The sequence below is a fragment of the Kitasatospora sp. GAS204B genome (assembly GCF_029892155.1).
Lineage (GTDB): Bacteria > Actinomycetota > Actinomycetes > Streptomycetales > Streptomycetaceae > Kitasatospora.
This window is the reverse complement of sequence record NZ_JARZAG010000030.1, coordinates 12,473-30,599: the sequence shown is the minus strand read 5'-3', so window position 1 is coordinate 30,599 and position 18,127 is coordinate 12,473. Positions and strand designations below refer to the sequence as shown.

14 protein-coding genes are annotated in these 18,127 nt (G+C 70.7%); 12 read left to right on the top strand and 2 right to left on the bottom strand.

All coding sequences use genetic code 11. The annotated features are described in order from the left end of the window. Positions 1 to 10: 10 nt before the first annotated feature. Positions 11 to 562 carry a helix-turn-helix domain-containing protein gene (locus P3T41_RS30815; protein WP_280693864.1) on the bottom strand — a complete coding sequence of 184 codons (552 nt, stop codon included), beginning with the start codon at positions 560 to 562 and terminating at the stop codon, positions 11 to 13. 265 nt (positions 563 to 827) lie between these two features. Here P3T41_RS30815 and P3T41_RS30810 point away from each other — a divergent pair, with 265 nt between their 5' ends. Further along, positions 828 to 1,082 carry a hypothetical protein gene (locus tag P3T41_RS30810; RefSeq protein WP_280693863.1) on the top strand — a complete coding sequence of 85 codons (255 nt, stop codon included), beginning with the start codon at positions 828 to 830 and terminating at the stop codon, positions 1,080 to 1,082. A gap of 44 nt (positions 1,083 to 1,126) precedes the next feature. Here P3T41_RS30810 and P3T41_RS30805 read toward each other — a convergent pair whose 3' ends face one another. Beyond that, positions 1,127 to 2,200, bottom strand: a complete 1,074-nt coding sequence (locus tag P3T41_RS30805; RefSeq protein ID WP_280693862.1) for a hypothetical protein — start codon at positions 2,198 to 2,200, stop codon at positions 1,127 to 1,129. 143 nt (positions 2,201 to 2,343) lie between these two features. Between P3T41_RS30805 and P3T41_RS30800 the strand changes: the two genes are divergently transcribed. From P3T41_RS30800 to P3T41_RS30750, 11 genes are all read left to right on the top strand, one after another. Beyond that, positions 2,344 to 5,415, top strand: a complete 3,072-nt coding sequence (locus P3T41_RS30800) for a SpoIIE family protein phosphatase (protein WP_280693861.1) — start codon at positions 2,344 to 2,346, stop codon at positions 5,413 to 5,415. A gap of 330 nt (positions 5,416 to 5,745) precedes the next feature. Beyond that, on the top strand, positions 5,746 to 9,246 hold the full coding sequence (locus P3T41_RS30795) for a S8 family serine peptidase (protein ID WP_280693860.1): 3,501 nt from the start codon (positions 5,746 to 5,748) through the stop codon (positions 9,244 to 9,246). A gap of 99 nt (positions 9,247 to 9,345) precedes the next feature. Further along, entirely contained in the window at positions 9,346 to 10,257 is a 912-nt protein-coding gene (locus P3T41_RS30790) for a deoxyribonuclease IV (protein WP_280693859.1), read from the top strand. 107 nt (positions 10,258 to 10,364) lie between these two features. Next, positions 10,365 to 11,087, top strand: coding sequence for a WXG100 family type VII secretion target (locus tag P3T41_RS30785; protein ID WP_280693858.1), 723 nt, complete (start codon positions 10,365 to 10,367; stop codon positions 11,085 to 11,087). Next, the gene (locus P3T41_RS30780) at positions 11,084 to 11,989 is read left to right on the top strand and encodes a nucleic acid/nucleotide deaminase domain-containing protein (RefSeq protein WP_280693857.1); all 906 of its coding nucleotides are present in this window, start codon (positions 11,084 to 11,086) and stop codon (positions 11,987 to 11,989) included. The genes P3T41_RS30785 and P3T41_RS30780 overlap by 4 nt, the downstream gene beginning before the upstream one ends. A 68-nt stretch (positions 11,990 to 12,057) precedes the next feature. After that, positions 12,058 to 12,663, top strand: a complete 606-nt coding sequence (locus P3T41_RS30775; protein ID WP_280693856.1) for an SUKH-4 family immunity protein — start codon at positions 12,058 to 12,060, stop codon at positions 12,661 to 12,663. A 35-nt stretch (positions 12,664 to 12,698) separates the two neighbouring features. After that, positions 12,699 to 13,280 carry an SUKH-4 family immunity protein gene (locus P3T41_RS30770; protein WP_280693855.1) on the top strand — a complete coding sequence of 194 codons (582 nt, stop codon included), beginning with the start codon at positions 12,699 to 12,701 and terminating at the stop codon, positions 13,278 to 13,280. A gap of 56 nt (positions 13,281 to 13,336) precedes the next feature. Next, positions 13,337 to 14,209, top strand: a complete 873-nt coding sequence (locus P3T41_RS30765) for a nucleic acid/nucleotide deaminase domain-containing protein (protein ID WP_280693854.1) — start codon at positions 13,337 to 13,339, stop codon at positions 14,207 to 14,209. Positions 14,210 to 14,212: 3 nt separating this feature from the next. Continuing rightward, on the top strand, positions 14,213 to 15,976 hold the full coding sequence (locus P3T41_RS30760) for a hypothetical protein (RefSeq protein ID WP_280693853.1): 1,764 nt from the start codon (positions 14,213 to 14,215) through the stop codon (positions 15,974 to 15,976). A 141-nt stretch (positions 15,977 to 16,117) separates the two neighbouring features. Continuing rightward, complete coding sequence (locus P3T41_RS30755) at positions 16,118 to 17,437, top strand: ATP-binding protein (RefSeq protein WP_280693852.1); 1,320 nt, start codon at positions 16,118 to 16,120, stop codon at positions 17,435 to 17,437. A 3-nt stretch (positions 17,438 to 17,440) separates the two neighbouring features. Further along, positions 17,441 to 18,064 carry an RloB family protein gene (locus P3T41_RS30750; protein WP_280693851.1) on the top strand — a complete coding sequence of 208 codons (624 nt, stop codon included), beginning with the start codon at positions 17,441 to 17,443 and terminating at the stop codon, positions 18,062 to 18,064. Positions 18,065 to 18,127: the final 63 nt, after the last annotated feature.

Below are 18,127 nucleotides of genomic sequence, written 5' to 3'. Positions count from 1 at the left end.
ACCCGCCCGCTCAGCCCTTCGCGCTGCCGCCCTCGCGCCGCGCGATCACGTCGATCAGGTCGCTGATCGTCCCCACGCCCTCCGGCGAGAGGTTGACCGCGCGCAGTGCGACGCTGCGCACCCCAGCGTCCCGTAGGGCGCCGAGCAGTTCCAGCTCCTGGGCGATCACCGCGCCCTGCTCGTCATCGAAGAAGTACGCCACCGGGACCTGGAAGAACTGGGCCAACGCCTCCAGGTGCCGCTTGGTCGGATTGTCGCGCCGGCCGGTGCGCAGCTGCCAGAGGTAGGTCGCGGAGAAGGTCTCGCCGGTCGCCCCCCGGCAGGCCTTGGCGACCTCCTCGTGGCTGTACTGCTCGCGGTTGGGCCGCCGGACGACCCGGAACAGACCGTCGATCTTCTCGGCCAGCGTGCTGGCGGCGCCCGTCCTGCCGGCGCTCGCCGTCGACTCCCGCACGGTCGGCTCCCCCGCCGTCTCCGGGCCAGTTCTCGGCAGTTCGGTCGTCGAAGCCCCGGTCCCGGCGTCGGCCGCCGTTCCCCGTACCGCGTCCTCGGCTTCCGTCATCGCACACCTCCCGGCCCGCCTGGCATGCACGGGTCCGCCAATTGGATGGCGTTCATCCTAGTTCACGCCGTGACCCGCTGTCAGCGCAGTCGTTCCGGTACTGCCGAACGGCTCCGGCCACGGGCGCGGCCCCGCCGCGAGGAGCGGCAACCGACCTCCGACACCCCCTTGCCAGCGGCCCGCGAACGGAGTTGGATTGACCGTTACGGGAGGGAATGCGCCGATTGGCCCGACCGGCGCCCGCTCCACACCGAGGAGTGTCGCCATGATCACCGAACTGGCTGTGGAACACGTCGAGTTCACCTGCGGGCAGTGCTGGCACCGGTGGACCGCGAACTACGACGTCCAGCACTACCGTGACGAGGACGGGGCCGACTGGGAGGCCTTCTCGCACTCCGGCTTCCCGACCCCGTCCCCGTACTCGACGGACGGCGCCCCCGCCTGCCCCCGGTGCCACCGCCACTGGGTCGGCCACCTGACCGAACGCCATCTGCTCCCGCTGCCGACCGCCACCCGGTAGGCAGCCACTGACAGTTCGGCCACCGAGCCACCGGCCCCGCCGGTTCAGGCCCCGACCGCCGCCTGCTCCTCTTCCTCTTCCACCTCGACCCGCACCGCCTCCGGCAGCGCCACCGTCCCAGGAGCCGCCACCGCGGGCTGCCGCCGCTCGTACCAGGCCGCGCCCAGCAGCGTCAGCAGCCCGGCCACCAGCCAGAGCGCCAGCGCGAGCACCCGGCCGCCCAGCCCCGCGCCGCCGCCGAAGTAGAGGAGATCCCGCGCGCCCTCCACGAAGCCGGCGCCGTTCCAGAAGTGGTGCAGCGCGCCGAAGAAGCCGGGCTGCAGGTCGGGGCGGAAGACGCCGCCGGAGCTGGTGAAGTTGAGCATCACGAAGAGCACCATCAAGGTCAGCGTGGTCCACCGCTTGAGGAAGCTGTGCAGCCCGATGCCGATCAGCACGATGCCTGCCGAGTAGAGCCAGGACAGCGCCCACACCGCGGCGTAGTCGTGGTCCACCACGTGGAAGACCGGGCCCGCCGTCACCAGGCCGATCACGCTGACCACCAGCGCGGTGGCCACGCCCACCACCGCCCGCAGCCGCAGGCTCAGCGCGGCGCCCGCCGTCCCGATCACCGCGACGCTGCCGTAGGAGCCGATGCTGAGCGCCACCAGCAGGAAGAACAGGCCCTGCCCGGTCGGGTCGCCGGGCGCGGTCGGCGCCAGGTCGGTGACCTGCAGCGGCGTCCCCTGCACCGCCGTGACCTGCCGGAACACCTGCTCGGCCGCGGTGGCCGAGGTGCCCGAGTTCGCCGAGGCGACCAGCAGCTGCGGACTCCCGGCGTCCGGCAGGAAGGCGCCCACCAGCTCGCGGTCCCGCAGCTGCTGCTCGGCCGCCGCCCGACTGGGCAGCGTGCCGACGTCCAGCGCCTGGCCCGCCTTGGCCTGGATGCCCTGGGCCAGCCCGAGCGCCTGCGGCGACTGGCCGACCACCGCGACCTTCAGGTGGTGCGGGGTGGGCTGGTGGAACGCGCCCTGGTAGGCGAGCGCCATGCCCAGGCACATCAGCAGCGGCGTCAGCAGGTGGGTGAGCAGGTGGCGCAGCGTGTGCCGCAGGTCCGGCGAGGCGGTGGTCGGGTTCACAGCGGGTCAGCCTCCTGGAAAGTAGATGGCAAATGCAACCAGCTAGGTGCACTTTACAACTAAGTGGTCCGGGCGCCTATTCCGACCCCTCAGTGGGAAAATGACCAAGCGGGGGCGGGGCCTGGCGAACGGAGGGCCCAGGCATGGGCGAAGTCCAGCAGGACAGGCAGGGGAGCGGCGCCGCAAGCCGCCCCGAGGGGCTGCTCATGGTCCCGATCGCCACCGCCCTGATCCAGCACAACGGCCGCATCCTGCACTGGAGCGGGGACGCCGAGGCACTGCTCGGCTACACCGCGGAACAGGCCGTCGGCGCCCCCGCCGCCCAGCTGCTGGCCGGCCCCGAGCACCGCGCCGAGGTGCTCGAGCTGTTCGAGCGGATCCTGGCCGGCAACCCCTGGTCAGGGGTTTTTCCGGTGCGCCACCGCGAAGGCCACTACGTCAACCTGGAGTTCCGCACCCACCCGGTCACCGGCCCGGACGGCCTACCGCTGGTGCTCGCGGTCGCCTCGGACGTCACCGCGCTGCGCCGGATCCAGGCCGACCTCGCGGTCCTGGACGGCTTTTTCACCCAGGCCCCGGTCGGCATGGCCGTCTACGACGACCAGCTGCGCTTCGTGCGGCTCAACGAGGCGCTGGCCAGGATCAACGGCGTGTCGGTGGCCGGGCACCTCGGCCACCGGCTCACCGAGCTGCTGCCCGGGATCAACGCCGCCGAGATCGAGCAGGTGATGCGCGACGTGCTGGCCACCGGGCAGCCGGTGCTGGACGCCCGCTCGCACGGGCGCACCCCGGGCGATCCGGGGCAGGACCACGCCTGGTCGGCCTCCTACTTCCGGCTGGAGGACCCGCCGGGACACGTCCTCGGGGTCAGCTCGACCATCGTGGACGTGACCGGGCGCTACCAGGCCGAGTCGCGGGCCGCGCGGGCCCAGGAGCGGCTGGCGCTGCTGGTCGACGCGACCGCCTCGATCGGCACCACCCTCGACCTGCGCCGCACCGCGCGGGAGCTGGCGGACGCGATGGTCCCCCGGGTGGCCGACCTGAGCGGGGTCTTCGCGCTGGAGCGGCTGGTCACCGGCGACGACGAGGAGGACACCAGCGTCACCCGGGTCCGCCGGCTGGCGCTGGCCAGCACCGACCCCAGCTACCCCACCGGCTCCCTGCCGGTGGACGAGGTCTACGACATCGACCCCGACTCCCCCTACGCGCGAGCCATGAGCAGCGGACGCACGGTGGTGGTGCCGTCCTGGGACCTGCCGCCGCTGACCGACGACATGCGGGCCGAGTCGCTGAAGGCCTACTGGGGTGGGCGCTCGCGCTCGGTGCGGATCACTCCGCTGCTCGCCCGCGGCTCGGTGCTGGGCATGGTGGTCTACTCCCGGCGCGGTGAGCGGGAGTCCTTCGCCGCGGCCGACATCACCCTCGGCGACGAGCTGGCCTCCCGGGCGGCGGTGGCGATCGACAACGCCCGGCTCTACACCCGCGAGCGCGAGGCGGCCGAGGACCGGCGCCGGGCGCTGGACGAGGTCCAGACGGCCACCCAGCGGCTGGCCCTGCTGAACGAGGCGAGTTCGCGGATCGGCACCACGCTGGACCTGCACCGCACCGCCGAGGAACTGGTCGAGGTGGTGATACCGCGGTTCGCCGACTTCGTCACGGTGGACCTGCTGGATTCGGTGCTCCAGGGCGACGAGGTGCCGGTGGTGCCGGCCTCGGGCTCGGCGACGATGCGGGCGGTGGCGGTCGGCGAGCTCAGCGAGGACGGCAGGTTGACGGGCGCGGCCGATCCGGTCGGCGGCACCTCGCAGTCGGCCAAGCTGTACGCGCAGAGCCTGCGCAGCGGCCGCTCGATCCTGGTGGCCGAGGTGGACCGGGAGGCGCTGGTCCGGATCGTGGCCTCCCCCGACCGGGTCCAGCCCGCGCTCGACTCCGGCATGCACTCCTATCTGATGGTGCCGCTGGTGGCCCGCGGCCGGGTGCTCGGCGGAGCGGAGTTCATGCGGCTGGGCAATCCGGAGCCGTTCACCGCGGCGGATGTCGCGCTGGCCGAGGAGCTGGCGGCGCGAGCGGCGGTCTGCATCGACAACGCGCGGCTCTACCGGCGCGAGCGGGACACCGCGCTGACCCTGCAACGCAGCCTGCTGCCGCAGAAGGTGCACAACCCGCCGGGTCTGGAGATCGCCCACCGCTACCTGCCGGCCAGCGCGCTCAGCGAGGTGGGCGGCGACTGGTTCGACGTCGTGCCGCTCTCCTGCGGGCGGGTCGCCCTGGTGGTCGGCGACGTGACCGGGCACGGGCTGCGGGCCGCCGCGATGATGGGCCAACTGCGCACCGTGGCGCGCACGTTGATCACCCTGGACATGGATCCGGCCCGGGTGATGCGGCGGCTGGACGAGGCGGCGGCCTTCGCCGGGGAGGGCGCGGGCGAGGGGCAGTACGCGACCTGCGTCTGCGTGGTGCTCGACCCCGTGGACCGGGCCTGCACGGCGGCCTGCGCGGGGCACGTGCCGCCGGTGGTGTCGCTGCCCGACGGATCGGTACAGGTGCTCGACCTGCCGCCGGGCGCGCCGCTGGGCGTGGGCGGAGTGCCCTTCGAGAGCGTGGAGTTCACGCTTCCGATGGGCGGGCTGCTGGTGCTCTGCACCGACGGGCTGATCGAGCGGCGGGACCGTGATCTGGACGAGGGGCTCGAACTGCTGCGCCGCACGGTGGCGGAGGAGAGCGACACCAGCCTGGAGCGGACCTGCGACGCGGTGCTGGCCACGCTGGTCACCGGCACCCGGGAGGACGACATCGCGGTGATCATGGCCCGTACCCGCCCGATCGGCCCGGACCGGATCGCCACCCTCTCGCTCACCGGCGACCGCGCGATGGTCGGCCACGCCCGGCGCTTCACCCGCCGCACGCTGACCGCCTGGGGCCTGGCCGGCCTGATCGACCAGACCGAGCTGCTGACCAGCGAGCTGATCACCAACGCGCTGGTGCACGCCGGCGCCCCCACCCAGCTGCGGCTCTTCCGCAACCAGGTGCTCACCGTGGAGGTCGCCGACGTGGACAGCCGCGCGCCCAGGCTGCGCCGCGCGCTGGAGGACGACGAGGGCGGGCGCGGGATGCACCTGGTGAACGAGCTGGCGCACCGCTGGGGCAGCCGGGCCACCCGGCTCGGCAAGGTGGTCTGGTTCGAGCTGGAGCTCCCGCTGAGCACGGCGAGCTGATACAGCGCCAGTCCTGCCGGGCCGCCTCGTAGCCTGGGATTCCGTCAGCGTATACCCCTCCGCCGCCATGACTATGTTGCGATCTTCATAAAAAGATCACGGCGCGTCGGGCAACGACACTGCCTCTGATCTGCGATTGTCCGTCTATCGGACGGTCAGATCCGCTCTACCTATTCCCGTGTGCCCGTCAACCCCTTGTCGTGGCGGGCATCGACACGATGGAATACGCGAGCTTGTCGGGACGGGCGTTCCAGAAGCACGCGTGCGTCCGACCCCGGTACGCGCGATCTGGCTGCGCCCCCTGACGTCTTATCAGACGAAGGGATGTTCATGATCGGCTGGCGCAAATCGCAGCTCGCAGCCGTCACGCTCACCGCCTCCGCCGTCGTGCTGGCCTTCGGGACCAGTGCGAGCGGCGCGCCCACCACCTCGACCCCGAACGCCCAGGCGGCTTCGGAGAGCGGTGCGCCGGCCCCGGTGATCGTGATTCTGAAGGACCAGCTCTCCAGTACCCCGGCGGACGCCGGCCACCTGGACGCGCGCAAGAAGCAGGCAGGCCAGGCCCAGGCCCCGCTGCTGGCCAAGGTCAAGGCCAACGGCGGCACCGACGTCAAGAGCTTCGTCGTCGGCAACGCCTTCTCGGCCACGGTCAGCCCCGCGCTGCGGGCGCAGCTCACCGCCGACCCCTCCGTCGCCTCGGTCATCGACGACCAGACGATCACGGTCACCCCGCCGGCCCCGACCAAGCCGGGCACGGACAACGGCACCAACGCCGGCACCGCGCCGATCACCGGTGCCAAGTCCACCGCCAAGGCCGCGGCCGCGCCCGACACCAAGGGCAGCGCCTACGACCCGAACGCGGTCTGCCCGACCGACCCCAGCCAGCCGCTGCTGGAGCCCGAGGCGCTCTACTCCACCCACACGGAGAGCACCCCCGGCCAGCCGGGTGCGCACGAGATCGCCGACGGCAAGGGCGTCAAGGTCGCCTACATCGCGGACGGCCTGGACCCCAACAACCCGGACTTCATCCGCGCCGACGGCTCGCACGCCGTGGTGGACTACAAGGACTTCTCCGGTGACGGCTTCTTCGCCCCCTCGGGTGCGGCGGAGGCCTTCGGCGACGCCTCGGCGATGATCGCCCAGGGCCGCCAGAGCTACGACCTGTCGAAGTTCGTCAACCCGAGCCACCCGCTGCCGGCCGGCTGCAACATCCGGGTCGAGGGCATCTCGCCGGGCGCCTCGCTGGTCGCGCTCAAGGCCGGTGGCAACCTGTTCCCGAACTCCGCGATCCTGCAGTCGATCGACTACGCGGTCACGGTCGCCCACGTCGACGTGCTGAACGAGTCCTTCGGCAGCAACGTCACTCCGGACAGCGGCGCGCACGACACCATCTCGCTCTTCAACGACATGGCGGCCGCGGCCGGCGTCACGGTCACCGTCTCCTCCGGTGACGCGGGCGTCAACGGCACCATCGGCACCCCGTCCACCGACCCCAACGTGATCAGCGCCGGGGCCTCCACGGACAACCAGAACTACGCCCAGACCGGCTACGGGGCCTTCCAGTTCTCCAACGGGACCTGGGCCAACGACCGGATCTCGGCGCTCTCCTCCGGCGGCGTCACCCAGGCCGGCCGGACCGTCGACCTGGTCGCCCCCGGTGAGTCGGACTGGGCGCTCTGCTCGCCCGACATCACCATCTACACCGAGTGCACCAACTTCAACGGCCAGGGCACCGGCATCCAGCCCTTCGGCGGCACCAGCCAGGCCGCCCCGATGACCGCCGGCGCCGCCGCCGACGTCATCCAGGCCTACCGGGACAGCCACAACGGCGCCTCCCCCTCGCCCGCCCTGGTGAAGAAGTTCATCACCGGCACCGCGGCCGACCTCGGCCTGCCGGCCCAGGAGCAGGGCGCCGGTCTGCTGAACGTGCGCGCCGCCGTCGAGGCCGCCCGCGGCTACCAGAGCCCGGCCGGTGCCAAGGACAGCAACACCGTCGCGGTGACCACCGGTCAGATCGACCTGACCGGCCAGGCCGGCTCGAACCACACCACCGACGTCACCGTGGTGAACACGAGCTCCAAGCCGCAGACGGTCAGCGCCTCGACCCGCGTCTTCGCCCCGCTGGGCGACGCGCAGCAGACGGTGCAGCTGAACTCCTCGACCGACCCGCAGTTCCCCTACGCCACCAACGGCGCTCCGTGGGTCTCGCACAAGGTCACCTTCAACGTCCCGGCCGGCGCCGACCGGCTCGCCGCGTCAATAGCGTGGCAGGGCGCGCCGCAGGCCTCCGGCAGCAACACCGTGACCCCGGTGGTGCGGCTCACGCTGCTCGACCCGTCCGGCCGTTACGAGACCAACACCCGTCCGCAGGGCGGCGCCACCTCGCCGAACTTCGGCCTGGTGGACGTCCCGCACCCGACCGCGGGCACCTGGACCGGCATCCTCTACACCCCGGCCGGCACCGCGGGCTTCACCGGCCCGGTGCTGCTGGACACCGCCACCCAGCGCGCGGTCCCGGCCGGCGCGGTCAGCCCGCAGGTCACCGACCTGAAGCCGGGTCAGACCAAGACCCTGCACGTGCAGGTGACCACCCCGGCCGCCGGCGGTGACGCCACCGAGTCGGTCGTGGTGGCCAGTTCCAACGGCACCACCACCAGCGTCCCGGTCGTACTGCGCAGCCTGGTCCCGCTGAACGGCGACACCGGCACCTTCACCGGCACCGTCACCGGCGGCAACGGCCGCGCCTCCTCCCCGGCGCAGTCCTTCGCCTGGGCCTTCGACGTGCCGAAGGGCAAGAAGGACCTGCGGGTCGGCGTGACCGTCGCGCAGGACCCGAAGCTGGTCATGCAGGGCGTGCTGATCAGCCCCAACGGCACCCCGATCGACGCCGAGAGCAACGCGACCACCGACGCCTCCGGCACCATCGTGTCCACCGGCGCGGGCGTCTCGGCAACCACCGTCGCCCCGGCCGCGGGCCGCTGGCGCTTCGTGCTCAACGTGCTCAACCCGGTCAGCGGCGCCGAGCTCGGCCAGTCCTTCAACGGCGTGATCGGTCTCGACCAGGACCAGGCCACCGCGCCCGGCCTGCCGAACAGCACCGGCACCAAGCTCGCGGCCGGCAAGCCGGTCACGGTCGACGTGCAGTACACCAACAACACCGCTGCCGCCCAGCAGCTCCAGGCCGACGGCCGGCTCACCAGCAAGGTGAACCTGCCGCTGGTCCCGATCGGCGCCTCCGCGACGGTCAGCCTGCCGCTGAGCACCAGCACCCCGGTGCCGAGCTTCCTGGTGCCCCCGGGCACCGACGCGCTGACCGGTGTGGCGGCCTCCACCACCCCGGGCCAGTTCGAGCTGAGCAGCGCCACCGGCTCGCCCGACGTCTTCGGCGACCTCAAGAAGGCGCAGGACGGCTCGACCATCTCCACGGTGACCGACAACGGCAGCTCCGCGCAGCCGATCGTGCCGGGCTTCTGGGGCACCTACCTCCAGCAGATCGGCCCGTTCCCGGCCACCGGCGCCCCGAAGGGCAGCGCCACGCTGACCGCCTCGGCGCACACCCTGGCGTTCGACCCGGCGCTGGCCTCCAGCACCGGTGACCCGTTCGCCGCCGCGTACAACGCCACCGCGCCGGCCGTCACCCCGGTGACCGTCGCGCCCGGTGCCACCGGCACCCTGCAGGTCACCCTGACGCCCAAGGGCGCCAAGGGCAGCGTGGTGCACGGCGTGCTCTACCTGGTCTCCGGCCCGGGTGGCGGCGTGCTCTCGAACAACCAGTACTCCACCACCGGGTCCGTCCTGGCGCAGATCCCGTACAGCTACACCGTGAACTGACGCGTCTGTCGGTGCCACGCTCGACGCCGAGGCCGTCCCCGCTGCTGCGGGGGCGGCCTCGGCCGTTGTGCCCGCTTGCGCCTGTGGCACCCTCGTGGGGTGAATCCCGCAGCTCAGAGGCTCCGCAACCCGATCGGCGCGCACGTCCCCGTGGCCGGGCGCGGCCTGGTCGGCACCGGGCTCGCCTACAACGAGAAGATCGGCGGCGAGGCGGTCCAGGTCTTCGTGGCCAACCCGCGCGGCTGGGCCGCCCCGACCGGCGACCGGGCCCAGGACGAGGCCTTCCGGGCCGCCTGTGCCGAGGCCTCGATCCCGGCCTACGTGCACGCCCCGTACCTGATCAACTTCGGCTCCGACAGCCCCGCCACCCGCGAGCGCTCCACCGCCTCGCTGCGCCACTCCCTGGTCCGCGGCCACGCGATCGGCGCGCTGGGCGTCGTGGTGCACACCGGTTCCGCGGTCGGCACCGGGCGCCGGGCCCAGGCGATGGCCCAGGTGCGCGCCGACGTGCGCCCGCTGCTCGCCGAACTGGACGACCTCGGCGAGGACGCGCCCTGGCTGCTGCTGGAACCCACCGCCGGCCAGGGACAGTCGCTCTGCTCCCGCCTGGAACAACTGGCCGAGTACGCCGAGGCCTTGGACCACCACCCGCGGCTCGGCGTCTGCCTGGACACCTGCCACGCCTTCGCCGCCGGCCACGACCTGGCCGCGCCGGGCGGCGTGGCGGCCGCCCTGGATGTCCTCGAAGCGGCGATCGGCCCCGGCCGGCTGCGCCTGATCCACGCCAACGACTCCAAGGACATCGCCGGTGCCCGCAAGGACCGCCACGCCAACATCGGCGACGGCCACATCGGCGCCGACGCCTTCGGCGAACTCCTCGCCCACCCGGCCACCGCCGGCGTGCCGCTGATCCTGGAGACCCCCGATCGCAGCGCCGCCCCGGGGTTCGGGCACGCGGCGGACGTGGCGATGCTGAAGGCGCTGCGGTCCCGGGCGGTCGGGGCCGGCTGACCCGGGCGGCCCACTTCCCCCTACTGGTGGAACGTTTCGGACGATGTGAGATGTCGTCAGGTCGTACTACTATCGTCTCGCATTCGACGGCTGGGTAAGGGGGAATCATGGCCATCGAGCTTCCGAGTGAGGTCGCGTCCTTCCTGCAGTTCATCGGGATCAACTGGCCGCAGGTCAACGAGGACAAGGTCCGCGAGTTCGGCGCGCACATCAAGGAGTTCGCCGACAATCTGGACCAGACCCACCAGAACGCGACCTCGACGGTCCAGCAACTCGGCGAGGCCTACCAGGGGGCGGGATACGAAGCCCTGCTCGGCAGGTGGGGCGAGATGTCGAGCAGCCACATGCACGAACTCATCGACGCCTGCCACGCGGTGGCCACGGCACTGGACGCGGCGGCCGACGCCATCGTCGGGATGAAGCTCGAGGCGATCGGTGAACTGGTCGGCCTGGCGGCCACCTTCGTCGCTGACCAGGCGGCCGCGGTGGCGACCTTCGGTCTGGCCGAGGCCGGGCTGGTGCTGATCGATGAGGCGGCCGAGAAGCTGGTCGACTTCCTGGCCCAGCAGTTGGAGCAGTACATCATCGGCCAGGTGATCGAGGCCGCCGTCAGCCCGCTGATCGAGGTGGTCGGCCGCGCCGTCGGCGGGCTCGTGTACCAGGCGGCGGAATCGGCCCTGGGCGGCGGCGGCAAGTCGGCCGGCAACAGCTTCGAGATACACCCCGACGTGGTGGCCCTCCACGCGCAGACCATGCGCGACCACGCGGACGCCGTGACAGGGCACGCGCAGGCTCTCAGGTCCAAGATCGCAGGGGTGAGCTTCGAATGAAATCAGGAGTCACCAAAGCGCTGGAGGACTCGGCGGAGAAGCTGGACAAGACCCTGGTCGACGACGCCGGGAAGGCGGTGTCCGGGCTCTACGGCAAGACCCATGAGGGTCTGACGACGACCCTGGAGAACCACGCCAAGAACGAGGCCGAGCGCGAGGCCGAGCTCAAGGCGATCAAGGACGCCGCCAAGACCAAGGAGGCACTGCGCGAGGACCTGGGGCCGACGCCGGTCTACCGCATCCGCGACGACGGCACGGTCGAGAAGCTCACCAAGACCGGCCCGAAGAAGCTCGAACAGGAGGACCTCGACCGGCTACCGCTGAAGCTGGACTCGGAGCACAAGGTCCTCCCCGCCGAGATTCAGCCGGACCAGTCGAAGGCTTACCCCCTGCCCGAGAAGGCCAAGGGAGAGGCCCGGCCCAAGGTCCCCTCGCAGCAAGTCCCGTTCGGCCAGGACGAACTGGCCAGGGCGACCCAGCTCGCCCGCCACGAGGACAAGAGCTACGGCGGGTACCTGAAGAACAAGAAGACCGGCGAGACCGAGTTCGGCAGCAATAACTACGCGGCGGTGCGGCACGGCGAGCAGGGTGACGAGAACGGATTCATTCTGGTCGCCCGCAGCCGGTTCCGCGGCCCGCACTCCGAGCCGGCACTTGGCATTCCCCTGTTGGAAGGCGAATCGGCCCACGGCATCACCGCGCTCTACACCGAGCGAGAACCGTGCTCGACCGGTGTGAACTGCAGTGCCTGGATGCACCATTACCTACCGGACCATGTCAAGGTCAGCCATACCGTCGAATACGGCGAGACCCCGGAGTCGCGAGCGGCCGGGAACCGGCTGATGGAGCACTACCTCAATGCGTTGCGCGTGCCGAAGCCGTTCAACAAGTACAAGCCGTAGTGGCCCGCTGATATCGCGCCACGCCCGTTGTGGCCGACGGTAGACTGGCGCGCACCCCGACACCGCGGATGCGGCTCGACTGGCAGGAGATGATCATGGCTCACCGGGTTGATCGGACCATGCTGGAGTCGGTGTTCCCACCCGGCGACCTGGCCACCCTCACCGGCACCGCACTCGACGCCATCCTGCACCAGCCGACCCGCGAGTTCATGCGCGATGTGGGCCTACCGGACAGGAGCTGGCTCGAGGTGAGCAAAGCATTGCTCGGGGGCGAACCGACGATCGGCTTCCAGTTGGTGGCGGAGAAGTTCCCGGAGCTGGACTTCGGCTTCCAGCACTGGATGTTCATGGGCCATATCCTGAATGACACGATTGCCGTGGACATCACGACCGGACAGGTCTTCGTGCGACCGAACGGCGAGGAACCGCACCTACTGAACAGCAGCATCGACGAATTCGTATACGCTCTTTACCTGTTGGAGATCGAGCGGCCCAACTACGATTTCGAGGAAATCATCGAGGAGGACCCCGAGGGCGATGAGTCCGAGGGTTATGACCCCGGCGCCGAGGACCGGGTGCGAGAGCAGATGATGGCGGCCGACCCGGTCGCCTTCGCGACGCCGCACTCCACCTGGGACACGGTGCTCGAGCAGGTGGCCGAGAAGTTCTTCTGACCGGGCTCGCGCAAGACCCGACCAAGGAGACGCACATGGCCCACCGGGTTGATCGGACCATGCTGGAGTCGGTGTTCCCGCCCGGTGACCTGGTCACCCTCACGGGCGCCGCACTCGATGCCGTCCCGCATCAGCCGACCCGTGAGTTCCTGCGCGACGTCGGCCTGCCCGACAAGAGCTGGCTCAAGGTCAGTCGCCCGTTCCGCAGGGGCGAGCCGCAGATCGGATTCCAGCAGACCGCCGCGGACTACCCGGGGCTGAACTTCGCCTTCGAGCGCTGGCTCTCCCTCGGCCACATCCTCGCTGACACGATCGGCGTCGACGTGGCAAGCGGAAAGATCTATGTGCGGCCCGTTGACAAAGAGCCGCATCTACTCAATAGCAGCATCGACACTTTTGTATACGCCCTCTACCTACTGGAGGTGGAACGTCCCAACTACGATTTCGAGAAGTTCGGTCACGACGAGGACGACCCCGAGGCCGAGGAGGACGCGGGCTACGACCCCGATGCAGCTGACCGGCTGCGGGAGCAACTGCTGGAGGCTGACCCGGTGGCCTTCCAAACTCCCGACTCCACCTGGGACATGGTCCTGCACCGTGTGACCGACGACTACTAGCAGCTCCGCCGGCCGGGCCTGAGTCCAATTCCACGTCTTGATCCGAGGAGAGACCCGTGACGTCCCCCCACGACCCGTTCACCGCGAGGTTCGGAGCCGACGGCCTCCGGCGCTTCGCCGCCGCCTCGTCCGACGCCGGCCTTCCGGACGTCAACGCGCCGGCCCGGGTCGATGGGTTGGTGCTTCCGCACCAGGTCGGACCGTACTTCCACACGCTCGACGACGAGCCCGCCACGCTGAGCGCCTATGCCGACTCCATCGGCGCGGAGCTGTCCACGGCTGAGCAGCGGTCCTGGGCCCGCCTGGGTTCGGACCGGGCCTACGACCTGGTGGCGGACCCGAACGGACAGGTCCACGCACTGCTGATCCGCTACGCCGACGAGCCGCTGCGGTACGTCAGTTCCTCCCCCGAGGCGTTCGCCGAGAGCCTGCTCCGGCTCGACGAACTGCTCGACGTGCTCGGGTCGACGGACGATCCCGACCAGGCCGCCGCCGCCTTCGGGCGCTGCGAGGAACGCCTGAAGTCCCTGGACCCGCAAGCGTTCGCGGACGTCGAGAGCTGGTGGCCGCTGGTCCTGGAGGACGTCCGTACCACCGCCAGTGTCGAGAGCCGCGCCGCCTTCGAGATCGTCGACGACAGCGGCGAGAAGAAGATCTTCACCTCCGCGGGCGCGATCTGCCTGCACCCCGAGGAGCGGCTCTGGCGCAGCCTGGCGGGGGCCGGAATCCAGCCGGAGCAGGTGATCAGGGTCTACACCGAGTTGGAGGCCTGCGCCATGCCCGGCCACTACTGCTCGATGTGGCTCGCACTGTCCTTCCCCAACGCCGCCGTCACGCACAGTTTCCCGTACGGGGAGACGGCGGCCTCCCGCGCGGACGGCATCCGGCAGTGGCGTGTCGCGACCGCCGACCGCGCCCAGGGGGAGTGAACCGTGGCGTCTCCGGCTCCGGCCGTTCCCACTCTCGCCGGCTGGCCGCCGCTGGTCGGGCCGGCTGCCGCCCTGGTGCCCGCGCTGCTCGACTGGGCTGCCCGTCAGGACGGTGCCGCACCTCGGTTGTGCCTGATCACCGGTGGTCCCGGGGCCGGCAAGAGCCATCTGCTGGCCTGGCTGCTGGCCGGCTCGGACAGCGATCCGCGCACCACCGTTCACGCGACCGTCCCGGCCGGCGGGCAGATCGCGCAGACCGTCGCCTGGGAACTCGGCCACCAGCTCGGCTACGGCCCGCTGTCCCCCGAGGACTTGATCGCTCGGGTCGCCGCCGACCCTCGTCCGCTGCGCCTGCTGCTGCCGGACCTGCACCACGCGGGCCGTGGCCCGGCGGATCTGCCGACGGCTCGACCGCAGGATGTCGTCGAGCGGCTCGTCGCCCCGTTGCTCGCGCTGCCGCACGTGCGGGCGGCGGTGGAGGTCGGGCAGCTCGACCTGTTGCCGGCGCAGGGCGCGCTGACCCTCGATCTCGGCCCAACGGCCCACGATCCCACGGCACCTGATGGTCCGGGAGCGCCCGGCACGGCGGATCCGTTCGGCACCCGGACGGACAACACACCGCTGGCCGACTGGCGGACCGCGCCTGCCGCGCTCCGGGAACGGGCACTCGACCGCGCCCTGGCCGCCGGAACCGCCGTGACTCTCCTCAAGGATCCGGGATTCCTGGTGCACGGGTCGCTGGCGGCGATCACCGCGACCCTCGGCGACGAGCGGCTGCCCCTGCCGGCCCGGCTGCGGACGGTATGGGAGTGCGCGGCACCCGCGCTGTCCACCCCGGCGGTGACCGATCCGGAGCGGGCGGCGATCCTGCACGCCGCGGCGCTCGGTGCGGACCCGAGGCTCGCCGAGTTCCTCCGTCCGCTGGCCGGCTCCCACCGCTGGAACGCGAGTTGGGCACAGCCGACCTTCCGAGCGTCCTCGGCGGCACTGCTGCCCGCGGCGACGCCGGCGGCGGAGCGCCTGGTGACGGTGGATCCGCTGGGGCGAGTGCGCCTCCACCGGGCCGACGACGGGGCACTCATCCGCCGGGTCACCGTCGACCCGAAGCTGCGGCCGACGGTCGTGGCGGCGGCCGCAGCGGACCGGCTGCTCGCCCTCGATGCCGACGGCATCCTGCACCCGCTGATGGTGGGAGAGGCCGGGTCCGGCGGCGCCGACACCCACTACCTGGCGCTGCACCACAACGCGATCACGGTCGAGTCGGCGTCGAACCGTCCGACCGCGATCGCGAGCAGCGCCGGGCGGTTCGTCGTCGGCGATGACGACGGCTGCGTACACCTGTGGTCGCTGACGACCCTTCAGTCCGGCCCGCGCACCAACCGGCTGCACCGGACCGCGATCACGGCAGTGGACTGCGCGGTCCTGCCCGACACCGGCGTCACCCTGCTGGTGTCGGCCGGCCTCGACGGCACTGTCCGCCTCTGGGACTCGGCCAGCGGTGCCGCGATGCCGGAACCGGTGGAACGCCGGACCACGGCAGTCCCGACCGCGCTCGCGCTGGCCGAAACCGCCGCCGGACCGGTCCTCGCCGTCGCCTGGTCCGATCAGCGGCTGCATCTCTGGCAGTTGTTCGAAGGCCGGCTGACACCGCTGCCGCTGCTCCACCCGGCCACCGCGCTCGCCCTGCGCGGTGACGCCACGCTGATCGTCGCGGGCGAGCGGGGGGCGACCGCGCTGCGGCTCGATCTCGACACGCTCTGGAGCTGATGTGGCCCGGTACGGGACCTCGGCGCGGCCCGGTAGGCCCGTGGTGCTGCCGAGGAGTACGCGTGGAGAGTACAGTTTCAGTCCTGTGCAAGGCTGGTTTCGTCCCACAGGGTTGTGAAACTGCTACCAAGATGAGGACCCATGCTGCTGAGGTTCCGAGTCACCAACCATCGTTCGATCCGCGACACGGCCGAGCTCTCCATGACGTCCAGCGGGTTCTCCGCAACCCGGCCCGCCGACGGCGACTGGGGCGTGGTGACCAACCGGGTGGCTGGCATCTTTGGTTCGAACGCGTCAGGCAAGACCACTGTCCTGGATGCCTTGGAATTCGCACGAACGGCCGTTCGGGATTCAGCGCACTGGACCGACCGGGAATTCTTTCCGCACGAGCCGTTCCTGCTCGACAACTCGTCGCGCGGTGAGACGTCCGCCTATGAGATCGATTTCACGGCGCAGCATGTCAGGTACACCTACGGATTCGAGTCGGACCGCTCCGGGGTTCAGTCGGAGTGGCTGCACAGCTTTCCGTCCGGCCGGAAGCGGGTGCTCTTCGAGCGGGAGCCGTCCGGGGACATGGAGTTCGGCCGGAGCCTGAAGGGCGAGAATCAGCGCATCGCCCGCCTGATGGGGCCGCACAACCTCTTCCTCTCCGTCGCATCCCAGGCGAATCACCAGGAACTGCGAGCGGTTCGCCACTGTCTGGTCCGGGACTTCAGCTACATTCCGTTCTCCGACGACAAACGGAGCAGCCGCATCCGATCGATCCGGAAGTGGATCGAGGACGACAAGGCGCGGCGCAGCGCGGAGAGCCTGCTGCGTTTCGCCGATCTCGGCATTCTGCGGATCACGGCGGAACACCGGAAGCTTCCGGAGGGGACGGTCAGCACCATGCGCGGGATTGTCGAAGCCGCCTTCGGCTCCGATGAGGCGAAGCCCTCCTTCCTCACCGACGACGGTGAGTGGCGCGACCTGCTCGAGGAGCAGCAGAAGGAGATCGGGTTCTGGCACTCGGCCGATGACGGCGGGGAGTTCCGCTTGGACATCGCGCAGGAGAGCTCCGGCACCGTCTCCTGGCTCTCGGTCGCCGTCCCGGCCCTGCAAGCCATCGAGTCCGGCGGTGTGTTCGCGGTGGACGAGCTGGATGCGAGCCTGCATCCGCACCTGGTCGCCGCCCTGATCGAGCTCTTCAAATCCCCCGACTTCAATCGCTCGGGTGCCCAACTCCTCTTTGCCTCCCACGACACGTCGCTCCTGGGACACCTGGCCGGCGGTGCGCTCGACCGGGAGGATGTGTGGTTCACCGAGAAGGACAGGCAAGGGGTGACCGCGCTCTATCCGCTGACCGACTTCCCGGTGAAGCGCGACCACAACATCGAGCGCCGCTACCTCAGCGGGCGTTACGGCTCAGTGCCGCAGATCTCCTGGAGTGATCTGCGCACCGCGCTCGAAGTAGGGAGCTAAGGAGTGGCGGGGCGTTCCATCCGTGGCGGCCAGGATCTGCGCAAGGCTCGGAACAAGCGTGCGGTCGGCCGAAAGATTCTCATTGTGACCGAGGGACTGAAAACCGAGCCGCAATACTTCGAGGGGTTATCCAAGCTCCTCAACGCGCGGGCGGTGCAAGTCATCTCCGTCAGGCCGGTCGGGCTGGGCAAGGATCCACTGTCGGTCGTGCGCGAGGCGGTCGCTCGTCGAGCCCGCGAACAGCGTGGCGGCGATCCGTACGACGAAACCTGGTGCGCGGTGGACGTCGACAGCCATCAGTCCCTCGAGGCGGCCTGCAACCTGGCACGGCAGGAAGGGATTTCGCTGGCGATCAGCAGTCCGTGCTTCGAGATCTGGCTCCTGTGGCACTATGCGAATCACGCAGCGTGGATCTCCGGCAGCGAGGCGCTGGAGTTGCTCAAGTCACGGCACGGCTTCGCCGGGAAGAACCTTCCGGCGGACTTCCCATTCCCACAGTACGAGGCAGCCGCGCTACGGGCCGCGGCGTGCCCGCCGAACCCGGTGGCACATCGGCCGCCGAACCCCCACAGCTCAGTGGCGCTGCTGGTGGGGGTTCTGCGAGCGGCCAGCATGCGGATCGAGTGATCCACGGGGATCGGCGCGACGGCTCCCTCACCCTGTCGTTCGGCCTGCCGGACGGTCCGCACC